The sequence below is a fragment of the Pseudoalteromonas sp. Of11M-6 genome (assembly GCF_022347905.1).
Taxonomy (GTDB): Bacteria; Pseudomonadota; Gammaproteobacteria; order Enterobacterales; family Alteromonadaceae; genus Pseudoalteromonas.
Genome location: NZ_JAKRFW010000041.1, coordinates 50,164 through 68,636, shown reverse-complemented (window position 1 = coordinate 68,636; position 18,473 = coordinate 50,164). Strand labels below are relative to the sequence as shown.

Sequence of the window (18,473 nt, the reverse complement as noted above, 5' to 3'; positions counted from 1 at the left end):
TACAACGTTGATAGGCGAGATGTGGAAGTGCTGTGAGGCATTAAGCTAACTCGTACTAATTACCCGAGAGGCTTAACCATACAACGCCAAAGTGGTTTATAAGCGACAGAAGTTAATAGACTAAAGTAGACAAAAGAATTTAATCGCTTTTTCCAAACAGCGTCGATGATAGTGTGGATTACCCATGTGAAAGTAGAACATCGCCAGGGCCAAATAAGAGAAACCCGTTGCAGCAATGCGACGGGTTTTTTGCTATGTGTGATTTAAAAATCTCGCGAGGTTTTCTAAACCTAAGTAAATGCGCTCCTACCACAGTATAGGCACAGTGCAACATGGTGGGAGGTGGTTTATCCACCGAGCATTTGCAAGCGAGAAGCTGCTATATGGTTTTATGCAATAAGGGCTATAAGGAAGGGTCAATTAACGATATGATGGGCTAAAAACAGGGGGTCTTAGTGTGTCATTTCATTTAATTGCACTGTTGGTAATATTTGCATTGTTTGGTACTTCAGCCACTTACTTAATTCGCTTTATGTATAGCTATTGGATTAAGAAGCAGCTTGAAGTGAAGTACATTATTAATGCGAGTATTTGTGCGCTGTTAGTGATGGTGATCTCAGTGATCAATGAGCTTATCCGATAACCTGAGTGCTCATCAGTCTATAGAGGCACAGCCTGACAGGTATGGGCAATACATAGTGTTTGTATTGGCATTACAGGTTCACAACTAACCGCTGGCGCTTTTCCTTTGTTATTCAGCTTTTCTTGCTCTGTAATGGCGCTAACGACAGCTTCTACATCTTGCTCATCAGTATGCTTCGTTGAGTAGATCAGGTATTCTCTTGGTCCACCACAGGTTAATCGCTCACCTACTCCAATTACTTTACACTGATAGCTTGCATCACATCCTATATTTGCTTTTATATCGCTGAGTGTATGCGTAGCATTCGAGCGACTTGTTGCATCGCTTGGTGTTATTTCACAGCCAGATAACGCCGCAATTAGTGTGCCGATGCAAGCGAGAGAAATAGCTAACTTCATTATTGCCTCTAGTATGTAGGACGACTATTTTCTAGTTTAACACACTTATTTTCAACGCATTGTGTTGCGGGTTCAATTAAATGCTGACAGATACTCATCATCTGATTTTGCATATTATAGGCGCGCTCTACTGTAGTAATTTGCTCCGCTAACTGCTTAACTTGGGCCTCATCTGCTGATCTTGTTGAATACACTAGATAAGAAGAGGGGCCACCACAGGCACGATCGCCAACGGCAATGACTTTACACTGGGTATCGTTATCACAGCTTTTGTCGGCCACGACGCTTTCCAATGATTGTTTATGGGTTTTGATGTCAGAGGTATCGAGCTTTTTACCATCTTGTTGAATAGGTAAGCTTGCTTCTTTTGATTCTTTAATTTCGGTGTGCTTTTCGCTTACAGGCTTGGTCTCTTGTGCTTTTTGTTCTACAGCCTCTTCTTTAGTTACTTCTTCTTGGCAACCAAACAGCAAAAAGGTTGCAAGTAAAGTGGGGATCATCTTGTTCATTATATGCTCTCCTAATGTTTGCTAAATAAACTACGCAAGTCCTTAAGGAATAGCAAGCTCTGCAGCCTGCATACACTATATGTGATTGCAGGCTGTGAGGGACAGCGCTATAGACCGCCTTTGGTGAGTTTTTGTGGATCGAGTAATGATTGGAGCTCGTGTTCACTCAGATCGGTTTGCTCAGCAGCGACCTCTATGATTGGACGCCCTTCTTTGTAGGCAAGCTTGGCAATTTGTGCTGCTTTTTCATACCCGATCACAGGATTTAACGCGGTAACTAAAATCGGGTTTTTAGCCAGTGCCTTTTGAATATTCTGCTCATTCACCTTAAAGCTTGAAATAGCTTTGTCCGCAAGTAGCCTCGCGGTATTTGAGAGGATCTCAATGCTTTGCAAAATATTTAATGCAATCACTGGCAGCATAACATTCAGCTCAAAATTGCCAGACTGGCCTGCAACACTAATCGTTGCGTCATTACCTATCACTTGAGCACTGGCCATTGCAGCCGCTTCTGGAATAACTGGGTTTACTTTACCTGGCATGATTGAAGAGCCTGGCTGTAGCGCTTCAAGCTCGATTTCACCTAGGCCAGCAAGCGGTCCTGAATTCATCCAGCGCAAGTCATTGGCTATCTTCATTTGTGCTACTGCAAAGGTTTTAAGTTGGCCTGAAAGTCCCACAATCGCGTCTTGTGAGCCGATATGATAGAAAAAGTTGTTGCCTTTACTGAAACGGATCCCGATGTTAGTGCTCAGGTTTTGGCTAAATAATTTAGCGAACTGAGGATCGGCATTAATACCTGTGCCTACCGCTGTTCCACCTTGACCTAACTCGTAGACTTTTTCTAAGGAATGAACAATGCCCTGACAGGCATTATCTACTTGCGCTTGCCAGCCACTTAATGTTTGTGCAAAGGTCACTGGCATTGCATCCATCAAGTGCGTCCGGCCAGTTTTGACGTGATGGCCAACTTGCTCTGCTTTTTGTTCAATACTACTAGATAAGTGTTTTAGTGCTGGTAGAAGGTCATACACCGCTGTGATTGCACTACTCACGTGAATCGCCGTTGGGATCACATCGTTTGAGCTTTGACCCATGTTAACGTCATCATTAGGATGAATTGAGACACCGCTCAATTCAGTAGCTAGAGTAGCTATCACTTCGTTGGCATTCATGTTTGAACTGGTACCAGAACCAGTCTGAAAGACATCCACTGGAAATTGATCTAAGTGTTTGCCATCAATGAGCTGCTGACAGGCACTCACAATTGCTTTTGCTTTATCACTTGATAGATGGCCAAGGGATTGATTGGTTTCTGCTGCGGCTTGTTTGATATAGGCCAAGGCTTTGATAAAGCTACTTGGCATTGTGATCCCGCTAATAGGAAAGTTATTTACAGCGCGTTGTGTTTGCGCCTTGTAGAGCGCATGCTCAGGAACATCTAATGTTCCCATACTATCGGATTCTTGACGAAATGTAGTCATCGTTGCTCCTAATAAAAAGGGTTAAACTGCTGGCAGGTTTGGCACGCATCTCGCTGGAGCTTCAAAAATTGCCGTGACGAAGTATGGTGATGTTTATAAAACCGTTTTAGTGCCAACAAAGGTTTAAATAATTGATCCATGCATTGTTTACGTATGGCTGTATCAACGAGTGGATCGGCAATCTGTTCTAACAGTTCGGACAATGTATTTTTAAGATAAAGCTCTTGCAGCAGCGGGTTATTATGGCGCTCGTACCATTTCGCCATGCCTATGCCTGCCGAAATATATTCCGCAACCAAGAGCGGCGCCTCAAGTTGTGGTCGCTGGCAGTGGCGATTAAGCTTCGCACGATAAGTTTGTAATAAAGTAGCTAGCTGCATAAATACAAAACCAAACGATGTAATGATAATGGTTATCATTACATCGTTTGGTTGGCAATTCAAGCTTTAGTATTCGCACTGCCAAACAATTTGTTTAGCATTCACCATAGCAGCTCACTATGAGTCTGAAATGAATTTAAGAAAGTGTGATTCAGCTTAATTATAGCCGAGGAGATATTGCTGCTCTGAATGCTCTTTCTCTTGTTCTTCGAGTTGCATCAGGTTAGCGACTTCTTGTCGGTAAGCGCGACTTTTCGTGAAGGTATTTTTACGCTTCTTCAGGACAAGTCCTTCGCTTTTAAGTTGGCTTGGCATTTGGGTGATCTCTGAAATTTTCATGCTCGCTTCTCCTCTTAGTACTCTTTAAACTTAGCAGAAGTTGTACCAAAATAAATTTCTTTTCTAATTTTAATTGCTTAGTGGAAGTTTTAGCTATTTACCTTGCAATTGAGATAGATTCTTGCCTCAATGGGGCGCATAAATCGATCAAAATAGTGCAAACGAGATGACAAAACCATACTCTCAAGCGTGTGAAAACAATAAACAGCCAATATTAGAAAAGCTCACTCCCTATCTAAATAAACCTTTGGAAGTGTTAGAGGTAGGCTCTGGTACGGGTCAACATGCGGTGCACTTTGCTGCGGCGTTACCGCATTTAACGTGGCAGACGGCGGACAGGGAGGTTAATCACGCAGGTATTCAAGCGTGGCTTGATGACGCCGAGTTAGAAAATGCTTTACCGCCATTGGCGCTAGATTTGTACCATGGGTGGCCTGTTAATCAGCGTTATGATGTGATCTATACCGCTAATACCTTGCACATTGTGTCATCAACACTCGTTGAGCGCTTAATCGCAGGAGTTGGACGACACCTTAAAGAAAGCGGCTACCTGATAGTTTATGGGCCGTTTAATTATCAAGGTGAATTTACCAGCGAGAGTAACCGAGAGTTTGATGCATATTTAAAATCGCAAGACAAAGAGAGTGGCATTCGCGATCAAGAATGGGTATTGGCGCTTGCGGCAGAGCAAGGACTTACACTACAGCAAGACTATGCGATGCCGGCTAATAATCGCTTATTGGTGTTTAAACGGTAGCTTTGCTTGGCACTCGGTAAAGTAATGCCCGAGTGCGTCCGCTTCGCGCTTGGTAAAATCCTCAAGCGCGTGTTGAAAGTCAGGTTGAAATAAGCGGTGATACGATTGCCTCCACACCGGCTCAAAACCCCTCACTAACTTGTGCTCGCCTTGAGCACCCGCGTCAAAGACAGCAAGCTGATTAGCAATGGCGTACTCTATGCCTTGATAGTAACACAGCTCAAAATGCAAAAAGTCGTAACTATCCTCAATTGCGCCCCAATAGCGACCATACAAGGTATCACCATCCACAAGATATAAACTAGTGGCAATAATTTCGTGGTTTAAGTAAGCGCAGCAAAGACGAAGCTTATCTGGCATTGAGGTGATAACTTGCTGAAAAAAGTCGCGAGAGAGATAGCCGTGGTGCCGCGAGCGTTTAAGATAGGTGAGCTGGTAACTGAGAAAAAAGGCATCAAGTTGTGCTGTGCTTATTTCTCTGCCAACAGTCCAGCTTATGTTAATACCCTGGGCGGTCACAGCTTGGCGCTCTTTCATGACCATTTTACGCTTTCTTGATGTGAGTCGTGCGAGAAAATCAGCGAACTCGGCGTAACCTCGATTATGCCAATGAAATTGCACATTGCGGCGCATCGTTAAATGACTTTGAGTGAGAAAATCGCTTTCACGACAAAAATTAATATGGACTCCACTAATGCCTAGCTGGGCGAGGCTTGTGAGCGTAGCGTCAATATATTCAAGCAAGCAAGAAGATAGACGTTTCGTTAATATTCTTGGCCCTTGAGTGGGCGTAAAGGGGACGCCACATAGCCATTTCGGATAGTAATCTAATCCATGGCGCTCGTAGGCTTCAGCAAAAGCCCAATCAAAAACGTACTCGCCATAAGAGTGCGATTTAATATAGCCTGGTAAAATTGCAATCAACTCGCCCTGGCGTTCAATCATTAGGTGATGTGGTATCCAGCCAGTCTCTTTGCTGGTGCAGCCGCTCGACTCTAATGCAAGCAGCCACGCGTAGCTCGTAAATACATGTGATGGTGAAGCACAGTCCCACTGTGCTTCTGTCACTTCAGTCAGGGAATGAATAAACCTGTGTTGGTACTCAGTCATTGTGGCCGTCAAAAAATGCGAGCAGTGCTTGCTCAAAGTTGCTGTAATCAGGGTTAAACGTGATCCGCGCAAGAGCGGTGTATTGCGTCATGCTTTTCTCGTGACGCTCGCCAAAATGGACAGTTTTACCTGTGCGGCAGTTAATGAAGGCTTGGTCTTCTAAGTGGTAACTGGTGCAATTACGATAAGGCCCTTTGCTGCCGTAAAAAATATGTTCAGGTGGCTGCAAAATACCAATATGAGACATATCGACAATGTTGTCGGCTTTCACGCTCCGATAATTCACACCTTGCTTAGTCGATGGCGTTTCCGAGTAGATAAATTGGGTCAATGTTGATTTAGGTTGCCATTTTTCTAGCAGCTTTGCCGTTGCATGATTGTCTATGGTGGTATCGACATCGCTATAGCTGATAAACATCGGTACATCTGGCAAAGTGGTGAGTGATTTGAGTGGCGCCATAGCCTGATGGGCTAACGTTGCGCCATGCCATGGGAAAGATTCATATTTGGCGAAATCCAAATCTGCGTCTTCATCTATCCAATTGACAAATGGCACGTAATCAATCCATTTGGCTAGCCAACCGTTCTTATTATGTGGCTCTGTGGCGGGTGAGATAAGTGCAACAGAGCCTAAATTATTGGGCTTGTGCTTCGCTATGCTACTCAGCACTATGGCGGCACCAGTGGAGTAACCAAGTACGGAAAAATGCTTAAAATCTTGGCTCGTCTGTGCGATGGCATAATCCGTATGGGTTTGCCAATCGTCAATATCAACTTCGGTTAAATCGCTTGGTGCAGTCGCGTGGCCTGGCAGTAACATGGTTCTGACATTATATCCCGCTTCATAGAGCGCTGCCGCAAGGTAGTGAAAAGTAAAAGGAGAATCGGTCAGACCATGGATAAGTAAAATGGCGTGATCTTTGTTGTCATGCTCAAGTGAAAATGGCGCGATTAAGTCACTTACCTTGGGATTTGTCAGGTTGAGTATTTTTGCAGTGGGCGTCATTAACGGGCACGGCAGTGTAGCGCGAGGATTGCGGCTTTCAATAATTTGCTTAGTCGAACGAATATAATCGTTATAGTTTTTTATATTCCCTATATCAACGGTGACGGGGCCTTTATCGATTGCTTCGCGGAATAACCCCGACGCTTTGCTCTTGGTGAATAGCGACATATCACTCACTTGGGTAACACAGTCTTGTGCGATGACCAAAGGTGAGCCGAGCAGGCTAAAAGCAAATACTGTGGAGGTAAGGTAGTGGCGCATTGTCGGTCCTTATGAGCATAAAATCACATGCAGTATAGCGAGAACAGATGACGATAAAAATGGTTAGCGGATCGGTAATATGCGTTTTGCAAAAGTTTGCTTTAGTACAATCGTTGATTCAATCCCGCTAATCACCTTACAGGCCCCCAGTTGATGTTTGGCGAACTGTTCATAGCTGGGCAAATCCTTTGCTACGATTTCCAACAGGTAATCATAACTTCCGGAGATCACCGAACAGCTGATCACCTGATCTTCAGATTCCACGTGTTGTTCAAATAAATGCGCTGCAGTTGCGGTATTTTCACTGAGCTTTATAAATGCATAAACCAAAATACTTAGGTCAACTTGCGCTCTATCAAGTGCCGCATGATAGCCTGAAATTACTCCTGTATCTTGTAAGCGTTTTACGCGTCGAAGACAGGGAGTATCGGAAAGGTTTGCCTTTTCGGCGAGTGAGGCATTACTCAAACGTGCATTATGTTGCAAGGCGTTAAGGAGCAATTTGTCCTTGGTATCTAGATTTACCGACATAAACCAAATAAAAGAGTGATTCTTGCTAATCAGTATCAAACTTTTAGAGAAAATTGGCAAATTATGCTCGTGGTGATTTGCTAGCCTTAACTATGGAATAATCACGAGAAGTAATCATGAGTCCATTAGCCGTACAATTTGACGCTTGGATTAGAGGTCCGTTTGTCGACCTTAATGACAAGCTTGAACATCTTTATTGGCAGCAGCAGGATAAAGCAAACGTTGAAGGCGTTGGTGAAACGCTAAAAGCACAGTTATTAGAAGAAGGTAATCAACTGATCCAAGCCTTGCTAGAAGAAGGCAATACCGACGAAGGCTTTGAGCAAGCATTCGACTTACTCGGTAATGTTGGTCTATTTATGGCTGCATGCAGACGCCACGAAATTACCGAGCCAAGCCGTGAAAAGGTGTCTCCACTAACGCAAGCATCGGCATTGGCCATGCACATTGGTGCCTCTTTGGGGGTTACGCCGCGCTTCGCAACGGCTCATCTCACCACACATAACCGCGCAATCAACGGCGTGTATAAGCGCTTTACTTCTCATCCGGCAGAGCGCTTATTCATCGACTACAATACTCAGGCCATTCTTGCCTATAAACGTGCGTCCGAATCGTTAATGAAAGTGCATCATTTGGGAATTTCTCATCCCATGTCATTGGTGCTACTCAAACAAGTTAAGCAAGCGCTGCTTGAGGTGATAGAGTCTAATCGAGAGTTATTTAAGGAGCTAGATACCGAGGCATTCTTTTACGTTGTACGACCCTATTACAAACCTTACCGAGTTGGAAAAGAGGTCTATCGTGGTGCAAACGCTGGAGATTTTGCGGGTATCAATGTTATCGATATGATGTTGGGGTTATGCCCGGCGAATGACATTAGTTATGGTCAAATGCTGGTGGAAAAATTCCTCTATATGATGCCAGAAGACCAAGCAACCCTGCGTGAATGCATGCGTACGCCTAATTTAATGGATGCGTTTCTGAGTGCAGTGAAAGGACCGAAAAGTGATTGGTTTGGCCCTGCCTGTAGCTTGTTTATACAAGTGTGTAAGCTGCATGGAGATACGGCCATACAACATCACAATCAACTCGTCGAAAAGTATATCGCCAAACCTTCGCAAGCAATGCAGCAACAGCACTTAAGTAAAGTGACCGCCAGTGGTCCACCGATTGAAGTGTTACTCAAAGAACTCGCAGACTTAAGAGATAGACGAGCTGCAGCCGAGCGCGCTGATATCTTTACTCGGCATCATGATTTAAAACGATTACGCCAAGCAATAGGGGTTAAGCATGAAGCAATATAGGGATGATTTTCACTTGCCTACGGGTCGCTATTTATTGAGTCATTCCGTTGGTCGTATGTTGAAATCTGCAGTGGAAGATTTCCATCAGCAATTTATGGTGCCCTGGCAACAACAAAATCAAGAGCCTTGGCAGCAGTGGCTAAGCGGTATTGATCGCTTTACCTCAGCCCTAGCTTCCCTATTACACACTGATGCGCGCCTGTTTTGTCCGCAAACAAACCTTTCCAGTGGTTTAACGAAATGGGCGATGAGTTTGCCCGAAAGTGGCATTCGCAAAGTACGCGTATTGATGAGTGAGCAAGACTTCCCCAGCATGGGATTTGCGTTACAAAATGCGCTGGACAATATTGAGATTGTTTATATTCCCGAAGCGATGAATATGCACGACTTAAGTGTGTGGCAGCACTATATTGACGAGCAAATTGACTGGGTATTTGTCAGTCATGTTTATTCGAACAGCGGTCAGCAGGCGCCTGTTGCTGACATCATTAGCCTTGCTAACCAATATGGTTGTCGAAGTATTATTGATATTGCTCAGTCACTTAGTGTATTACCAATAAATTTAAGCGAGTGGGGCGCGGATTGCGTTATCGGCTCTTGTGTGAAATGGAGCTGCGGTGGCCCTGGCGCAGGTTTCATCTGGGTGAATGAGGATGTCTTGCCTTATTGCGAACCAAAAGACGTTGGCTGGTTCTCGCATCAAAATCCATTCGAGTTTGATATTCATCATTTTGCGCTGAGTGAAAGTGCGCTGCGTTTTTGGGGCGGTACACCAAGTGTGGCACCTTATATCTATGCGGGGCACAGCCTTGGCTATTTTGCCGAGCTTGGGATTGAGCAAGTAAGAGCGTACAACTTTGCTTTGTTATCTGAGTTACATGCGGCATTGCCTGAATTTTATCGCTCTCCTACAGCACAGAGTGCTTGCTCTGGGACCGCTATTTTGCATTTTGGCTCGCAGCATGAGGCAGTGATGGAGCAGCTTAAGCACGCAGATATTGCTGTGGATAATCGTCGCTACGGTATTCGTGTCTCACCACATATTTATAATAGTCAGGAGGACATCGCGCAGTTGGTGCGGGTTATCAACGAAAGCTAGTTTCCTAATCCTAGTGCTTTTTTAGTCTTCTTCTTCACCGAGCGCCAATGTGTCATTGGTTGCTTGGGCGCGCGCGCTATCAATGCGTTGAAATCAATTTCTTCTGCAAGCACTTCTCCTTGATGCGCCAAGATCACGGAGTGGGGTTGTAGAGCCTTTACTTTGGCAAGAGATTGGCGATACAAGCGTGGATAGAATACCGGAAAAGGCGCAACAAATTGCCCTTTCACTTTTACCGTCAAATCCGCCACATAAATGCGCTTACTGGGGAGGTGATACAAGCTCAAATCTCTATCCGTATGACCGGGTGTGTGTATCGCTTGCCATTCGTTAAAGTAAGGTAAGTTATCACCGTCGGCTAGGTAAAAGTCTGGTGATAATTGTCTTGGATACCAAAGGTTACGCTTGGCCTTGCGCTTTCTCCCTGCAACCCAAAGTGCCAGCGCCATATCGGAGAGGTGCATCATGACACCATCAATACCACGATACCACTGACTGGGGGCATTTGCGGCCGCAATCTTTGCGCCCGTGAGTTTTTTGAGTTTGTGTGCGCCACCGGCATGATCTGGGTGCATATGCGTGACCACAATCAGTTTGAGTGCGCTTAGTGGCTTTTGCAGTTGCAGGATGTAGTTGCAGACCAACTCAACATCGGCACGACAGCAACCATCGAGTAACAGCAGGCCCGTTTCGTGTTCAACCAGATAAATATGTTGAATATAGCCTTCTAAGACATGGATTTTCATTCGTCACACTCATTTCCCCAATCAGATCTCAACATAGCATAGGTTAAAGACATCTGACCAGTTGTGTGTGGAAGTGATAAATCGCAGACATAAAAAAACCGCAATTAAGCGGTTTTCTTATAAGTGATGGCGGAGAAGGAGGGATTCGAACCCTCGATAGGGCTACAAACCCTATACTCCCTTAGCAGGGGAGCGCCTTCAGCCACTCGGCCACCTCTCCGGCGCAATACTTTAAAAATGGCGGAGAGATAGGGATTTGAACCCTAGATACGCTATTAACGTATGCCGGTTTTCAAGACCGGTGCTTTCAACCACTCAGCCATCTCTCCATGGGCAAAGATAATACTTAGCGATTTAGGCGCTGTAAACCGTTTTTAAACTGTTTGCTTAAAAAATGTGCTAAAAGTGAGGTTTTTTTAAAATTGTGCTAGAAATTAGCGGTTTGACGAAGAGGTTTTGTACAAAAATGCTGGTTGAAGTGGTGCTTTTATGGTCTATTGAAACAAATGCTGACGAGAGCATGGCGGGTTGGGACGCCATGCTCTGTGCAGACTTACTTATACATAATCACGTCTTTTAACGCTAAGTGTTGACCACATACTGCCAACCACTTCGTCCAATTGATACGACGTTGTTTAGTTGGTTGTGTTTGGTTAAACGTGTTTTGTGATGGGCTGCAAGGTGCAGCTGAATTAAGCATGTCTGGCTCCTAATAAACTATGATTGAAAACAAGGCTATTTTGCACGCAATTTGTTTAAATTTAAAACGATAAAAATTGATGTTTTCGGATAAAAATAACTAATGAATTAATGGTTTGTTCATTTTTATTTTAATGGCTTTTTTGCATGGTTATGCATAAGTGTGATTGTCTTTATTAGGCTGCATCCCAATTAATACGGGTGTTTGTGGTTTTTGTTTTTTATTTTTGGTTTTAGTTTTGGTTTTTTATTCATATAAGTTGAGTTTTTGTATTTAAGGGTTTTTATGCTGGTGGTAGTCAACCCTTTAGCGGGTGCTGAGGGGAAAGCGCAAATTGCATGGTTAAAGCAACAATTAAAACAACAACAGTTGACGGCAACTTGGTTTAATACCACTGGAAACTTTGTCGCAGATAGGGACGCAATTGCTCAAGCAGCTACGGCGGAAGTGAGCGTGGTGGTGATTGGGGGGGATGGCACTTTGCATCTAGTCGCCAATGCCATTGCTGAACGGGATAACACGCTTGCGCTGCTGCCTGCGGGGACGGGCAACGATTTTGCTCGGCAGTTTCATTATTCTAAAGCACAGTGGCGAGCAGCTGTATTTTCAGACAAGATCTCGAGTATTGACTTGGGTAAAGTGGACGGGCGCTGGTTTGTCAATGTTGCTGGGATTGGCTTTAACGCGCATGTCATGAATAACTTAGGACAAACCAAACGGTTAGGAAAGCTGAGCTATACCTATGCGGGATTAATGTCGCTGTTTACTGCCAAGCTCATTCGCTATCACAGCAATGCGTGGCCTGAGCAGGGTATGATGTTGTTACTTGCGAATGGCAAACACTTTGGGGCAGGGTTAACTCCTGCTCCTATGGCTTGTCTTGATGACGGTCAGTTGGAGCTGCTGTGGTTCACGCCGCAAACGCATTGGCAGCGGATGGTATTGTTTGTCAATATGCTACTTAAACGCCACATGGGTACAAGAAATGTGCACCACGGCCGCATTGCAGAGCTTTATATCGCACAAGAGGGGTATGACATTGAGGCTGATGGCGAGATTGTTGGGCGCACGCCTGCGACGATAACTTGCTGTCGCAAAGCTCTGAACATAAAAAAAGCGCCATTATAAAATGGCGCTGAAAAGTAAGAAGCTAAAGCATTGGTAAGACTTCAACTTCTAACTGGGGACCGAATGGACAACCAAGCGTAGATGCGATCTAAAGGCGTGAGTACAATCGCATTACCTAGGATGACCAAAATAAATCCAATAAAGGTGTTTTGCTGCCACTCAAAGCCTTCAAATAAGGTACTCAAGGCCACGGCAACAAAAGGAAATAACACTATCAAATAACTCGCTTTCTCAGGCCCAATATTCTTGAGTAGTGAGAAATAACAACCAAAGGCAATGACGGTGCCAAACACGCTGAGGTAAATCAGAGACCACCAATATGATGCCGGCGCTTGGTTGATAAACTGATGTTCACTAAAGGCGACGTAGGTTGCTAACATGACAGCGCTGTATAGCATGCCCCACGCATTTCCTGCCATAACATCAATTTGCTGATTGGAATTGCGCACGCTCACCATATTACCGAGTGACGCGACCACTGTTCCTAATAGAGCTAATGATAATCCCAAGAAGGCCTCGCTTTGCAAATCAAATGCGACCAAATCGTGCCAAAACAAGCTGACTATCCCAAGCGTGCCCAGTGATGCGCCAAAGTAAATTCGCTTTGCAATAGGTTTGGCAAAAAATAACTTAGTATTGACGATGTTAACGACCAATAATAATGAAAACGCAATTGATGCCATTGCTGACGTTAAATGTGCCTGAGCCCAATACAAGAAGAGATAGTTAGCACCAAAATTACACAACGCTAAGAGGATGAAAAAGCCGTGATCTCGGCGAGAAAATCGCATTGGCACACGCTTATAGATGACAAACGCCCACATACAAACCGCGGCGAGGCCAAAGCGGTAAAACAGCGACACAAACTCGTTGATGCTGCCAAGTTGGTACTCAATGGCAAGCCATGTTGATCCCCAAATCAACACAGTGATGGCGTAAAGAAATAGATTTTTCATGATCGGCTCTAGATTCAAACAGCAGTGGAAGTCTGTAGTTTACGCTGTTATTCTGTATAAGCTATATACAGAATTTGCTAATTTATACCTATACAGATTATTGCTTATGAGTACCGTTATTCAACGCCAACATTCCGCCTTTCTCTATCAGCAGGTGATCCAAATGATCTTGTCGATGGCAGAACAAGAATCTATTTTACCGGGCGAAAAGCTTCCCTCATTGCGTGTTATGGCGCAAAACTTTAATGTCAGTATCCCAACGGTAAAGCAGGCCTATCAAGCACTTGAAGATCAAGGAAAAGTCATTGCCAAAGAGAAGTCCGGCTACTTTTTATGCCACAGAGCCTCGCACAACGACTCACCGAAGCGTGCACGATTGCCCGCCAAACCTGTGGTGGTGAACAAGCAGGCGTTGATTGAACAAGTGTATAAGGGGATCCATCAGCCGCATGCAATCCCCTTAGGTATCGCCAATCCCATCGCCATTGCTGGTACCGAGCAGGTGCTTGCCAAAATTATGCGCCGCGCAATGAAAGAAGCAGGGAATGAACTCATTAATTATGGTCCTATGGATGGTTTAGATAGTTTAAAAAAGCAAATCGTGCGGCGTTATTTGGATATGGGCTTAGCAATAGATATGGATGAAGTGGTGATCACCAATGGCGCGCAAGAAGCATTGGCGATTGCGTTACAAGCGGTGACCAAGCCCGGAGACGTGATAGCGATTGAATCCCCCTGTTATTTTGGCATTGTTGAACTGGCTGAAAACTTAGGGTTAAAGGCCATTGAAATACCGGTTTGCCCGGATGATGGCATTTGGCTGAGCGACCTTGAACGGGCACTTGAAAAGCATGATATTCTAGCGTGTGTGTTTTCTACTAGTATTAGTAACCCGCTTGGTAGCTTTATGCCAGATACGAGGCGTGCGCAGCTGGTGGCACTATTAGAGCAACGTGACGTGGTGTTGATAGAAGACGATGTGTATGGCGATTTATATTTTACCGAGCAGCGTGGCATACCAGCACAAGCATTTAGCCAAAAGGGCTTAGTGATCACATGTGCGTCATTTTCAAAAACCGCAGCGCCCAGCTATCGAGTGGGTTGGATGGTCGCCAGTCAATTTAGTGCAAAAGCAAAGCGCATAAAACGTGCGTTGAGTTGCTCATCATCTTTAATGAATCAATGGGCACTGGCGGACTTTCTCAGCTCCGGAGGCTACGAGCGCCATTTAAAGTTGGTCCGCAAACGGTTAATTGAGAATCGAGATCGTATGATCCAAGCGGTGAATGTTGCGTTTGGTAGTGAGGTAAGAGTCAGTCGCCCGCAAGGTGGTTGTGTGCTGTGGCTAGACTTAGGTAAGCACGTTGATGGTGCCTTGTTGTTCCAAAAAGCCTTAGAGCGCGGGATCAGTATTACGCCTGGTACGCTATTTAGTGCCAGCAAAAAGTATCAAAATTGTATACGTATCAGTTATGGTTTGCCGTGGGATGTGTCGGTAGAGCAAGCGATTAAAATGCTGGGGAAATTGGCCGATGCACAAAGGAAAGGGTTGGCATAACGTATCTTTAATTAGATGTAAGTTATGCCAACGTCAGATTATTTAAATTTAAACAGTTGGTACTCTGACATGGCGGGGATAGACCTTGCGACAATAGCTTCGTTTTTCGCTATTTGTTCAAAATCGCCACACAGTGCGTCGGCTTTTTTCTCAATAGATTCTGCCTGTTGTTCAACTTTGGTTTCGATTTGTGTTGCGAAGTTTTCCATACGTTGTTCAAAGCTGCTCATATCACCGTTTGCATCTGACATTTCGTTGCCAATCGCAACCAGTAAGCTACCTATCGATTGCATCATGGCACCTTGTACTGCGGTCTCGATTTTTTCTTCAAACTGATTATCAAAATTTTGGCCAAACTCATCAAAGGTTTGCTTGCCCATCACAAACGCACCTTGCTGATAAAACGTATTTTGCACTTCTGTTTCAAGATCATCGATCACAGCATGGATGCTATCTAAACTGGTTAAATTAAAGGTGTGTGCCACTTCATTAAGGGCGACGCCCGCTAGTTTTATGCCCTCAAAAGCAATATCAGCCACTTGTGGTAGGCGGCCTCTTAGTTCATCACCATATTGCGTGAGCATCGTTTTTTGCTGTGTATTAAGTGCGATGCGCTCGCCATTGAGTGTCAGTTCGCCAAGGTTGTTGATCTCAGCTGTTTTGTTTTTGGCCGTTGTGATCACCAAGTTATCAGGTGTGATCCTAACGTCATTCTGAAATTCTACTTCACAATTGTCACCGCTAAACGTGATGTTATTTTTTTCGTGTGCAGCGACGGTGGTTGTCATCATTGTTGCTGCTGTTAGTAGTAAAATTTTATTCATGGTCGATCCTTATTGGCTCAGTTTCATGATTGTTGTTACAAGAACAGTGCCAAATATAAACCCAAGTAAAATCAATATATTGTGTTATATTGTTGAAAGTTAATGTGCTCTAAAAGTGATGAAATTGACTAAAATATAGTTGTTTTTGTCAAAATGAATTAGGCGATAAAAAATTTTTATTGTAAGGATAAGAAACTCTCACTTTTCAGAATGACAATTTAGCGCTAAATAGTGATCTTGAGAGACGGCTCTCATTTTATTAATGACTATTTTATTTTGGAGTTAGTTGTGGGTAAGACATTCTCTTACGATGCGCTTGATGATGATTTTGCAGACGATGAATTTGAAAAGTTGGGTCGTAACCAACATGACAAGCAAAAGCGTAAAGTCAAAAGAAAGCTAGACGACTACTTAGAGCAAAAACGCCTACGTAGAAATCTAGGCGATGATGATTTCGACTATATTGATGACTGATCATTAAACGTCATCTACGAGTCTAGCACTGACAGTAATTCAATTTGGCTGTGTGATTAAGCAGGGCTGTGGGTTACTCAATGCGATGTCTGAGTTATTGTGTCGTTGGTGATAGCCAAGCAAGTGACGAGATATTCAGATAGTAAGCAGCCGCAAATATGCGGCTGTTTTGTTTTGATTAATCTTTAAAAGATTTATGGCAGTCTTTACAGCCTTTTGCCCAATCTTTAAATGCAGAAGCAATCAGCTTTTTGTCACCTGAGTCAGCTGCAACAGCCAGTGCTTGAGCATACTCGGCAAATTGCTTGGCTTTACCATCGAACTCAGCTCTGTTTGACCAAACGGCTGGTAGGGCATCAGTATTGCCTTTGTCAGAACCGTCGATAAATGCTTCCCAAGGCATTTGCGATAATTGCGCAGCATTGTGAGCACGTTGTTTAAATACTTCGGCATCAAATGGTACTTTGCCTTTTAGCATGTCGCCCATATTGCCAATTTGGAAACGGATCAATTGGAAAGACGCTTTGCGGTATTCAATTGCATCATCAGCCGATTCAAACATAGTGTTAGCTTGTGCTGTTGCTGCAAGACAGCTAAATAGTGTGACGGTAAGTAGTTTCTTCATAGTAAACCCCTAATATTTTTCCCTATTTTCAATGTAAATTACAAATATAATCAAACAATTGCGATAAGTGCCCTGTGACGGAGGCAACTAGTTTTAAATAATCAACTCTCGATGTCTTTGAATATCATGCCCCTGCGCATACTGCGGGTGGCTAAAAAGATTTCTCCCAGCAAAGAGATAAACGCGCCAATAAGCAGCACCATAGCGGCGATAAAACAAGACGATAAAGTAATACCCAATGGCATACTGTACAAGTGTGACATGAACAGCAGCATAACCACTGCACACACAAGCAACGCACTGAGTACACTCATGCTAAATGCAACGTGAATAAAACGAGACCGTTTTAATAGTGCGCGCATTTCACGGCTAAAGTGCATTTTGAGCTCTTCATCTTGCGTGGTATTGATCTTGCGATCAAGTAAACGCGCCCTATCCGTGATCCGTGCTAAGCGGTTTGATAGTACCCCTAAGGTCGCAGCAATACCCGTAATTAAAAATACAGGGGCAACGGCGGTTTGGATAACTTTGGCCATCGTGAGAATGCTAACGACTTCTGGATTCATATAGTTACCTCGTTAATTCCAGTTTAGTTTTGATAAGGTGTTGGGTTGCTCACCGAGGAGGGTTTGCATCACTCGGTTGCGCTCATCAAGCAAGATGACTCTAGGAATGCCTTTATTGGCATACGTGTTGTACATATCTCGATTGGGATCGGCAACAAAATGGATGGGCAATTGCATGGTTTCGTTGAACTGCTCAAGTGTAGTGTTAGTTTCTTCTCGGCCAATGGCAACGATGGTTAACTCGGCCTGGGTGAGTAATTCAGATTGTTTTAGTTCACTCAATAAACGCTGCGAATCAGAGCACCAAGTCGCAAATAAAATCACCAGCTTTTTGTGATTAGCATCGAACCTAACGGCTTGGTTTTTGATATCCGTAAATTGCAAATGTTTAAAGGAGTCGCCAGTGTGGATATAGGTCTGATAGCCATCGTCTGCTTGTGGTTGTGCTTCGTTAGAGGCCTTACAGCCACTTAATCCGGTGGTGAGAACGGCACTAAGTAGTAACATTTTTATTGTTGTTTTCATGTCTATTCCTTGTTTCCGTGTCAGTGTTTTTGAAGTCTTGCGCGCATTTCAGTATATTGCCCCACTTAGATGATTTCTTAAAGTCCAATTTCTTATAGCCGTTGATATGATTTATCTTTCTTTATTTGGGCTTGCTTTTATTGCCGCAACCTTATTACCTGCGTCGTCGGAACTGGCGCTGAGTGGGCTCGTTGTGAAACAACAGGGTGAATTAGTTTGGTTATGGTTGGCTGCGACAACAGGTAATTTACTTGGTAGCTGTGTGAACTATTATCTTGGCTGGTTTATCGCTAAGTGGCGGGATAAGCGCTGGTTTCCGGTTTCTCAACAGCAATATGATAAGGCTTGTGGACTATTTAATCGTTACGGCAAGTTTTCATTGCTATTTGCTTGGCTCCCCATAGTCGGAGATCCTTTGACTGTGGTAGCGGGGTCTCTACGGACCTCTTTTGGGTGGTTTTTTGTGTTAGTCGCGCTCGGTAAAGGCGTTCGTTATGCACTGGTGATTTACCTTGCCTTACAGGTGATTTCTTAACACCAGAAGGCAAGG

General features: G+C 44.1%; 23 protein-coding genes, 2 tRNA genes and 1 rRNA gene. 9 read left to right on the top strand and 17 right to left on the bottom strand.

The genetic code is table 11. From position 1 onward, the window contains the following. A 23S ribosomal RNA gene (locus MHN32_RS17840) occupies positions 1-80 on the top strand; the annotation flags it as partial. A 377-nt stretch (positions 81-457) separates the two neighbouring features. Then, on the top strand, positions 458-643 hold the full coding sequence (locus MHN32_RS17835) for a hypothetical protein (protein WP_010378060.1): 186 nt from the start codon (positions 458-460) through the stop codon (positions 641-643). A 17-nt stretch (positions 644-660) separates the two neighbouring features. On the opposite strand, the gene MHN32_RS17830 is transcribed toward MHN32_RS17835, so the two are convergent. From MHN32_RS17830 to MHN32_RS17810, 5 genes are all read right to left on the bottom strand, one after another. Next, positions 661-1,041 carry a hypothetical protein gene (locus MHN32_RS17830; protein ID WP_102055808.1) on the bottom strand — a complete coding sequence of 127 codons (381 nt, stop codon included), beginning with the start codon at positions 1,039-1,041 and terminating at the stop codon, positions 661-663. A gap of 8 nt (positions 1,042-1,049) precedes the next feature. After that, positions 1,050-1,550, bottom strand: a complete 501-nt coding sequence (locus tag MHN32_RS17825) for a hypothetical protein (RefSeq protein WP_239422436.1) — start codon at positions 1,548-1,550, stop codon at positions 1,050-1,052. Positions 1,551-1,657: 107 nt separating this feature from the next. After that, positions 1,658-3,034, bottom strand: coding sequence for a class II fumarate hydratase (locus MHN32_RS17820; protein WP_239422435.1), 1,377 nt, complete (start codon positions 3,032-3,034; stop codon positions 1,658-1,660). An 8-nt stretch (positions 3,035-3,042) separates the two neighbouring features. Then, positions 3,043-3,453, bottom strand: a complete 411-nt coding sequence (locus MHN32_RS17815) for a hypothetical protein (protein WP_010604192.1) — start codon at positions 3,451-3,453, stop codon at positions 3,043-3,045. Positions 3,454-3,570: 117 nt separating this feature from the next. Continuing rightward, positions 3,571-3,753: a hypothetical protein gene (locus tag MHN32_RS17810; protein WP_010378070.1), complete on the bottom strand. Its 183-nt coding sequence runs from the start codon at positions 3,751-3,753 to the stop codon at positions 3,571-3,573. Positions 3,754-3,919: 166 nt separating this feature from the next. Between MHN32_RS17810 and MHN32_RS17805 the strand changes: the two genes are divergently transcribed. Then, on the top strand, positions 3,920-4,510 hold the full coding sequence (locus MHN32_RS17805; protein WP_211858952.1) for a DUF938 domain-containing protein: 591 nt from the start codon (positions 3,920-3,922) through the stop codon (positions 4,508-4,510). On the opposite strand, the gene MHN32_RS17800 is transcribed toward MHN32_RS17805, so the two are convergent. The 3 genes from MHN32_RS17800 to MHN32_RS17790 all read right to left on the bottom strand — a co-directional run bounded on the left by MHN32_RS17800 (position 4,490) and on the right by MHN32_RS17790 (position 7,418). Beyond that, entirely contained in the window at positions 4,490-5,620 is a 1,131-nt protein-coding gene (locus MHN32_RS17800) for a GNAT family N-acetyltransferase (RefSeq protein WP_239422434.1), read from the bottom strand. The genes MHN32_RS17805 and MHN32_RS17800 overlap by 21 nt on opposite strands. Next, on the bottom strand, positions 5,613-6,887 hold the full coding sequence (locus tag MHN32_RS17795; RefSeq protein WP_239422433.1) for an alpha/beta fold hydrolase: 1,275 nt from the start codon (positions 6,885-6,887) through the stop codon (positions 5,613-5,615). The genes MHN32_RS17800 and MHN32_RS17795 overlap by 8 nt, the downstream gene beginning before the upstream one ends. A 63-nt stretch (positions 6,888-6,950) precedes the next feature. Beyond that, complete coding sequence (locus MHN32_RS17790; RefSeq protein ID WP_095727093.1) at positions 6,951-7,418, bottom strand: Lrp/AsnC family transcriptional regulator; 468 nt, start codon at positions 7,416-7,418, stop codon at positions 6,951-6,953. Positions 7,419-7,534: 116 nt separating this feature from the next. Here MHN32_RS17790 and MHN32_RS17785 point away from each other — a divergent pair, with 116 nt between their 5' ends. Both MHN32_RS17785 and MHN32_RS17780 read left to right on the top strand, forming a co-directional pair. Further along, positions 7,535-8,722 (top strand): monodechloroaminopyrrolnitrin synthase PrnB family protein, encoded by a 1,188-nt coding sequence (locus MHN32_RS17785; RefSeq protein WP_239422432.1) that lies wholly within the window; start codon positions 7,535-7,537, stop codon positions 8,720-8,722. Next, the gene (locus MHN32_RS17780) at positions 8,709-9,821 is read left to right on the top strand and encodes an aminotransferase class V-fold PLP-dependent enzyme (protein ID WP_239422431.1); all 1,113 of its coding nucleotides are present in this window, start codon (positions 8,709-8,711) and stop codon (positions 9,819-9,821) included. Before MHN32_RS17785 ends, MHN32_RS17780 begins: the two co-directional genes overlap by 14 nt. On the opposite strand, the gene MHN32_RS17775 is transcribed toward MHN32_RS17780, so the two are convergent. From MHN32_RS17775 to MHN32_RS17760, 4 genes are all read right to left on the bottom strand, one after another. Further along, positions 9,818-10,567 carry an MBL fold metallo-hydrolase gene (locus MHN32_RS17775; protein ID WP_045988067.1) on the bottom strand — a complete coding sequence of 250 codons (750 nt, stop codon included), beginning with the start codon at positions 10,565-10,567 and terminating at the stop codon, positions 9,818-9,820. The genes MHN32_RS17780 and MHN32_RS17775 overlap by 4 nt on opposite strands. 127 nt (positions 10,568-10,694) lie before the next feature. Continuing rightward, positions 10,695-10,787, bottom strand: a tRNA-Ser gene (locus MHN32_RS17770). An 18-nt stretch (positions 10,788-10,805) separates the two neighbouring features. Next, positions 10,806-10,896 (bottom strand) — tRNA-Ser (locus tag MHN32_RS17765). Between the two features lie 224 nt (positions 10,897-11,120). After that, positions 11,121-11,267, bottom strand: a complete 147-nt coding sequence (locus tag MHN32_RS17760; RefSeq protein WP_017219379.1) for a hypothetical protein — start codon at positions 11,265-11,267, stop codon at positions 11,121-11,123. A gap of 285 nt (positions 11,268-11,552) precedes the next feature. Between MHN32_RS17760 and MHN32_RS17755 the strand changes: the two genes are divergently transcribed. After that, the gene (locus MHN32_RS17755; RefSeq protein WP_239422430.1) at positions 11,553-12,395 is read left to right on the top strand and encodes a YegS/Rv2252/BmrU family lipid kinase; all 843 of its coding nucleotides are present in this window, start codon (positions 11,553-11,555) and stop codon (positions 12,393-12,395) included. 41 nt (positions 12,396-12,436) lie between these two features. Here the strand turns inward: MHN32_RS17755 and MHN32_RS17750 are convergent, their stop codons facing one another. Then, the gene (locus MHN32_RS17750) at positions 12,437-13,351 is read right to left on the bottom strand and encodes a DMT family transporter (RefSeq protein ID WP_039490974.1); all 915 of its coding nucleotides are present in this window, start codon (positions 13,349-13,351) and stop codon (positions 12,437-12,439) included. Here MHN32_RS17750 and MHN32_RS17745 point away from each other — a divergent pair. Further along, the gene (locus MHN32_RS17745) at positions 13,350-14,909 is read left to right on the top strand and encodes a PLP-dependent aminotransferase family protein (protein WP_239422429.1); all 1,560 of its coding nucleotides are present in this window, start codon (positions 13,350-13,352) and stop codon (positions 14,907-14,909) included. The two genes, MHN32_RS17750 and MHN32_RS17745, sit on opposite strands and share 2 nt — an antisense overlap. A gap of 38 nt (positions 14,910-14,947) precedes the next feature. Here MHN32_RS17745 and MHN32_RS17740 read toward each other — a convergent pair whose 3' ends face one another. Beyond that, on the bottom strand, positions 14,948-15,733 hold the full coding sequence (locus MHN32_RS17740; RefSeq protein ID WP_239422428.1) for a DUF2884 family protein: 786 nt from the start codon (positions 15,731-15,733) through the stop codon (positions 14,948-14,950). Positions 15,734-16,021: 288 nt separating this feature from the next. On the opposite strand from MHN32_RS17740, the gene MHN32_RS17735 reads away from it, so the two are divergent. Next, complete coding sequence (locus tag MHN32_RS17735) at positions 16,022-16,207, top strand: hypothetical protein (protein WP_010604204.1); 186 nt, start codon at positions 16,022-16,024, stop codon at positions 16,205-16,207. Positions 16,208-16,385: 178 nt separating this feature from the next. Here MHN32_RS17735 and MHN32_RS17730 read toward each other — a convergent pair whose 3' ends face one another. The 3 genes from MHN32_RS17730 to MHN32_RS17720 all read right to left on the bottom strand — a co-directional run bounded on the left by MHN32_RS17730 (position 16,386) and on the right by MHN32_RS17720 (position 17,923). Beyond that, complete coding sequence (locus MHN32_RS17730) at positions 16,386-16,832, bottom strand: cytochrome c (protein ID WP_102055819.1); 447 nt, start codon at positions 16,830-16,832, stop codon at positions 16,386-16,388. Positions 16,833-16,933: 101 nt separating this feature from the next. Continuing rightward, positions 16,934-17,398 carry a DUF2721 domain-containing protein gene (locus tag MHN32_RS17725; protein WP_010604205.1) on the bottom strand — a complete coding sequence of 155 codons (465 nt, stop codon included), beginning with the start codon at positions 17,396-17,398 and terminating at the stop codon, positions 16,934-16,936. A gap of 12 nt (positions 17,399-17,410) precedes the next feature. After that, on the bottom strand, positions 17,411-17,923 hold the full coding sequence (locus MHN32_RS17720) for a thioredoxin-like domain-containing protein (protein ID WP_239422427.1): 513 nt from the start codon (positions 17,921-17,923) through the stop codon (positions 17,411-17,413). 106 nt (positions 17,924-18,029) lie between these two features. Between MHN32_RS17720 and MHN32_RS17715 the strand changes: the two genes are divergently transcribed. Beyond that, positions 18,030-18,458, top strand: a complete 429-nt coding sequence (locus MHN32_RS17715; protein WP_239422426.1) for a YqaA family protein — start codon at positions 18,030-18,032, stop codon at positions 18,456-18,458. The last annotated feature ends 15 nt before the right edge of the window (positions 18,459-18,473 follow it).

Excerpts from the sequence above, each read along its gene's own strand:
- MHN32_RS17830 (WP_102055808.1), bottom strand. The coding sequence starts at position 1,041 with ATGAAGTTAGCTATTTCTCTCGCTTGCATCGGCACACTAATTGCGGCG.
- MHN32_RS17825 (WP_239422436.1), bottom strand. The coding sequence starts at position 1,550 with ATGAACAAGATGATCCCCACTTTACTTGCAACCTTTTTGCTGTTTGGT.
- MHN32_RS17820 (WP_239422435.1), bottom strand. The coding sequence starts at position 3,034 with ATGACTACATTTCGTCAAGAATCCGATAGTATGGGAACATTAGATGTT.
- MHN32_RS17815 (WP_010604192.1), bottom strand. The coding sequence starts at position 3,453 with ATGATAACCATTATCATTACATCGTTTGGTTTTGTATTTATGCAGCTA.
- MHN32_RS17810 (WP_010378070.1), bottom strand. The coding sequence starts at position 3,753 with ATGAAAATTTCAGAGATCACCCAAATGCCAAGCCAACTTAAAAGCGAA.
- MHN32_RS17805 (WP_211858952.1), top strand. The coding sequence starts at position 3,920 with ATGACAAAACCATACTCTCAAGCGTGTGAAAACAATAAACAGCCAATA.
- MHN32_RS17800 (WP_239422434.1), bottom strand. The coding sequence starts at position 5,620 with ATGACTGAGTACCAACACAGGTTTATTCATTCCCTGACTGAAGTGACA.
- MHN32_RS17795 (WP_239422433.1), bottom strand. The coding sequence starts at position 6,887 with ATGCGCCACTACCTTACCTCCACAGTATTTGCTTTTAGCCTGCTCGGC.
- MHN32_RS17790 (WP_095727093.1), bottom strand. The coding sequence starts at position 7,418 with ATGTCGGTAAATCTAGATACCAAGGACAAATTGCTCCTTAACGCCTTG.
- MHN32_RS17785 (WP_239422432.1), top strand. The coding sequence starts at position 7,535 with ATGAGTCCATTAGCCGTACAATTTGACGCTTGGATTAGAGGTCCGTTT.
- MHN32_RS17780 (WP_239422431.1), top strand. The coding sequence starts at position 8,709 with ATGAAGCAATATAGGGATGATTTTCACTTGCCTACGGGTCGCTATTTA.
- MHN32_RS17775 (WP_045988067.1), bottom strand. The coding sequence starts at position 10,567 with ATGAAAATCCATGTCTTAGAAGGCTATATTCAACATATTTATCTGGTT.
- MHN32_RS17760 (WP_017219379.1), bottom strand. The coding sequence starts at position 11,267 with ATGCTTAATTCAGCTGCACCTTGCAGCCCATCACAAAACACGTTTAAC.
- MHN32_RS17755 (WP_239422430.1), top strand. The coding sequence starts at position 11,553 with ATGCTGGTGGTAGTCAACCCTTTAGCGGGTGCTGAGGGGAAAGCGCAA.
- MHN32_RS17745 (WP_239422429.1), top strand. The coding sequence starts at position 13,350 with ATGATCGGCTCTAGATTCAAACAGCAGTGGAAGTCTGTAGTTTACGCT.
- MHN32_RS17750 (WP_039490974.1), bottom strand. The coding sequence starts at position 13,351 with ATGAAAAATCTATTTCTTTACGCCATCACTGTGTTGATTTGGGGATCA.
- MHN32_RS17740 (WP_239422428.1), bottom strand. The coding sequence starts at position 15,733 with ATGAATAAAATTTTACTACTAACAGCAGCAACAATGATGACAACCACC.
- MHN32_RS17730 (WP_102055819.1), bottom strand. The coding sequence starts at position 16,832 with ATGAAGAAACTACTTACCGTCACACTATTTAGCTGTCTTGCAGCAACA.
- MHN32_RS17725 (WP_010604205.1), bottom strand. The coding sequence starts at position 17,398 with ATGAATCCAGAAGTCGTTAGCATTCTCACGATGGCCAAAGTTATCCAA.
- MHN32_RS17720 (WP_239422427.1), bottom strand. The coding sequence starts at position 17,923 with ATGAAAACAACAATAAAAATGTTACTACTTAGTGCCGTTCTCACCACC.
- MHN32_RS17715 (WP_239422426.1), top strand. The coding sequence starts at position 18,030 with ATGATTTATCTTTCTTTATTTGGGCTTGCTTTTATTGCCGCAACCTTA.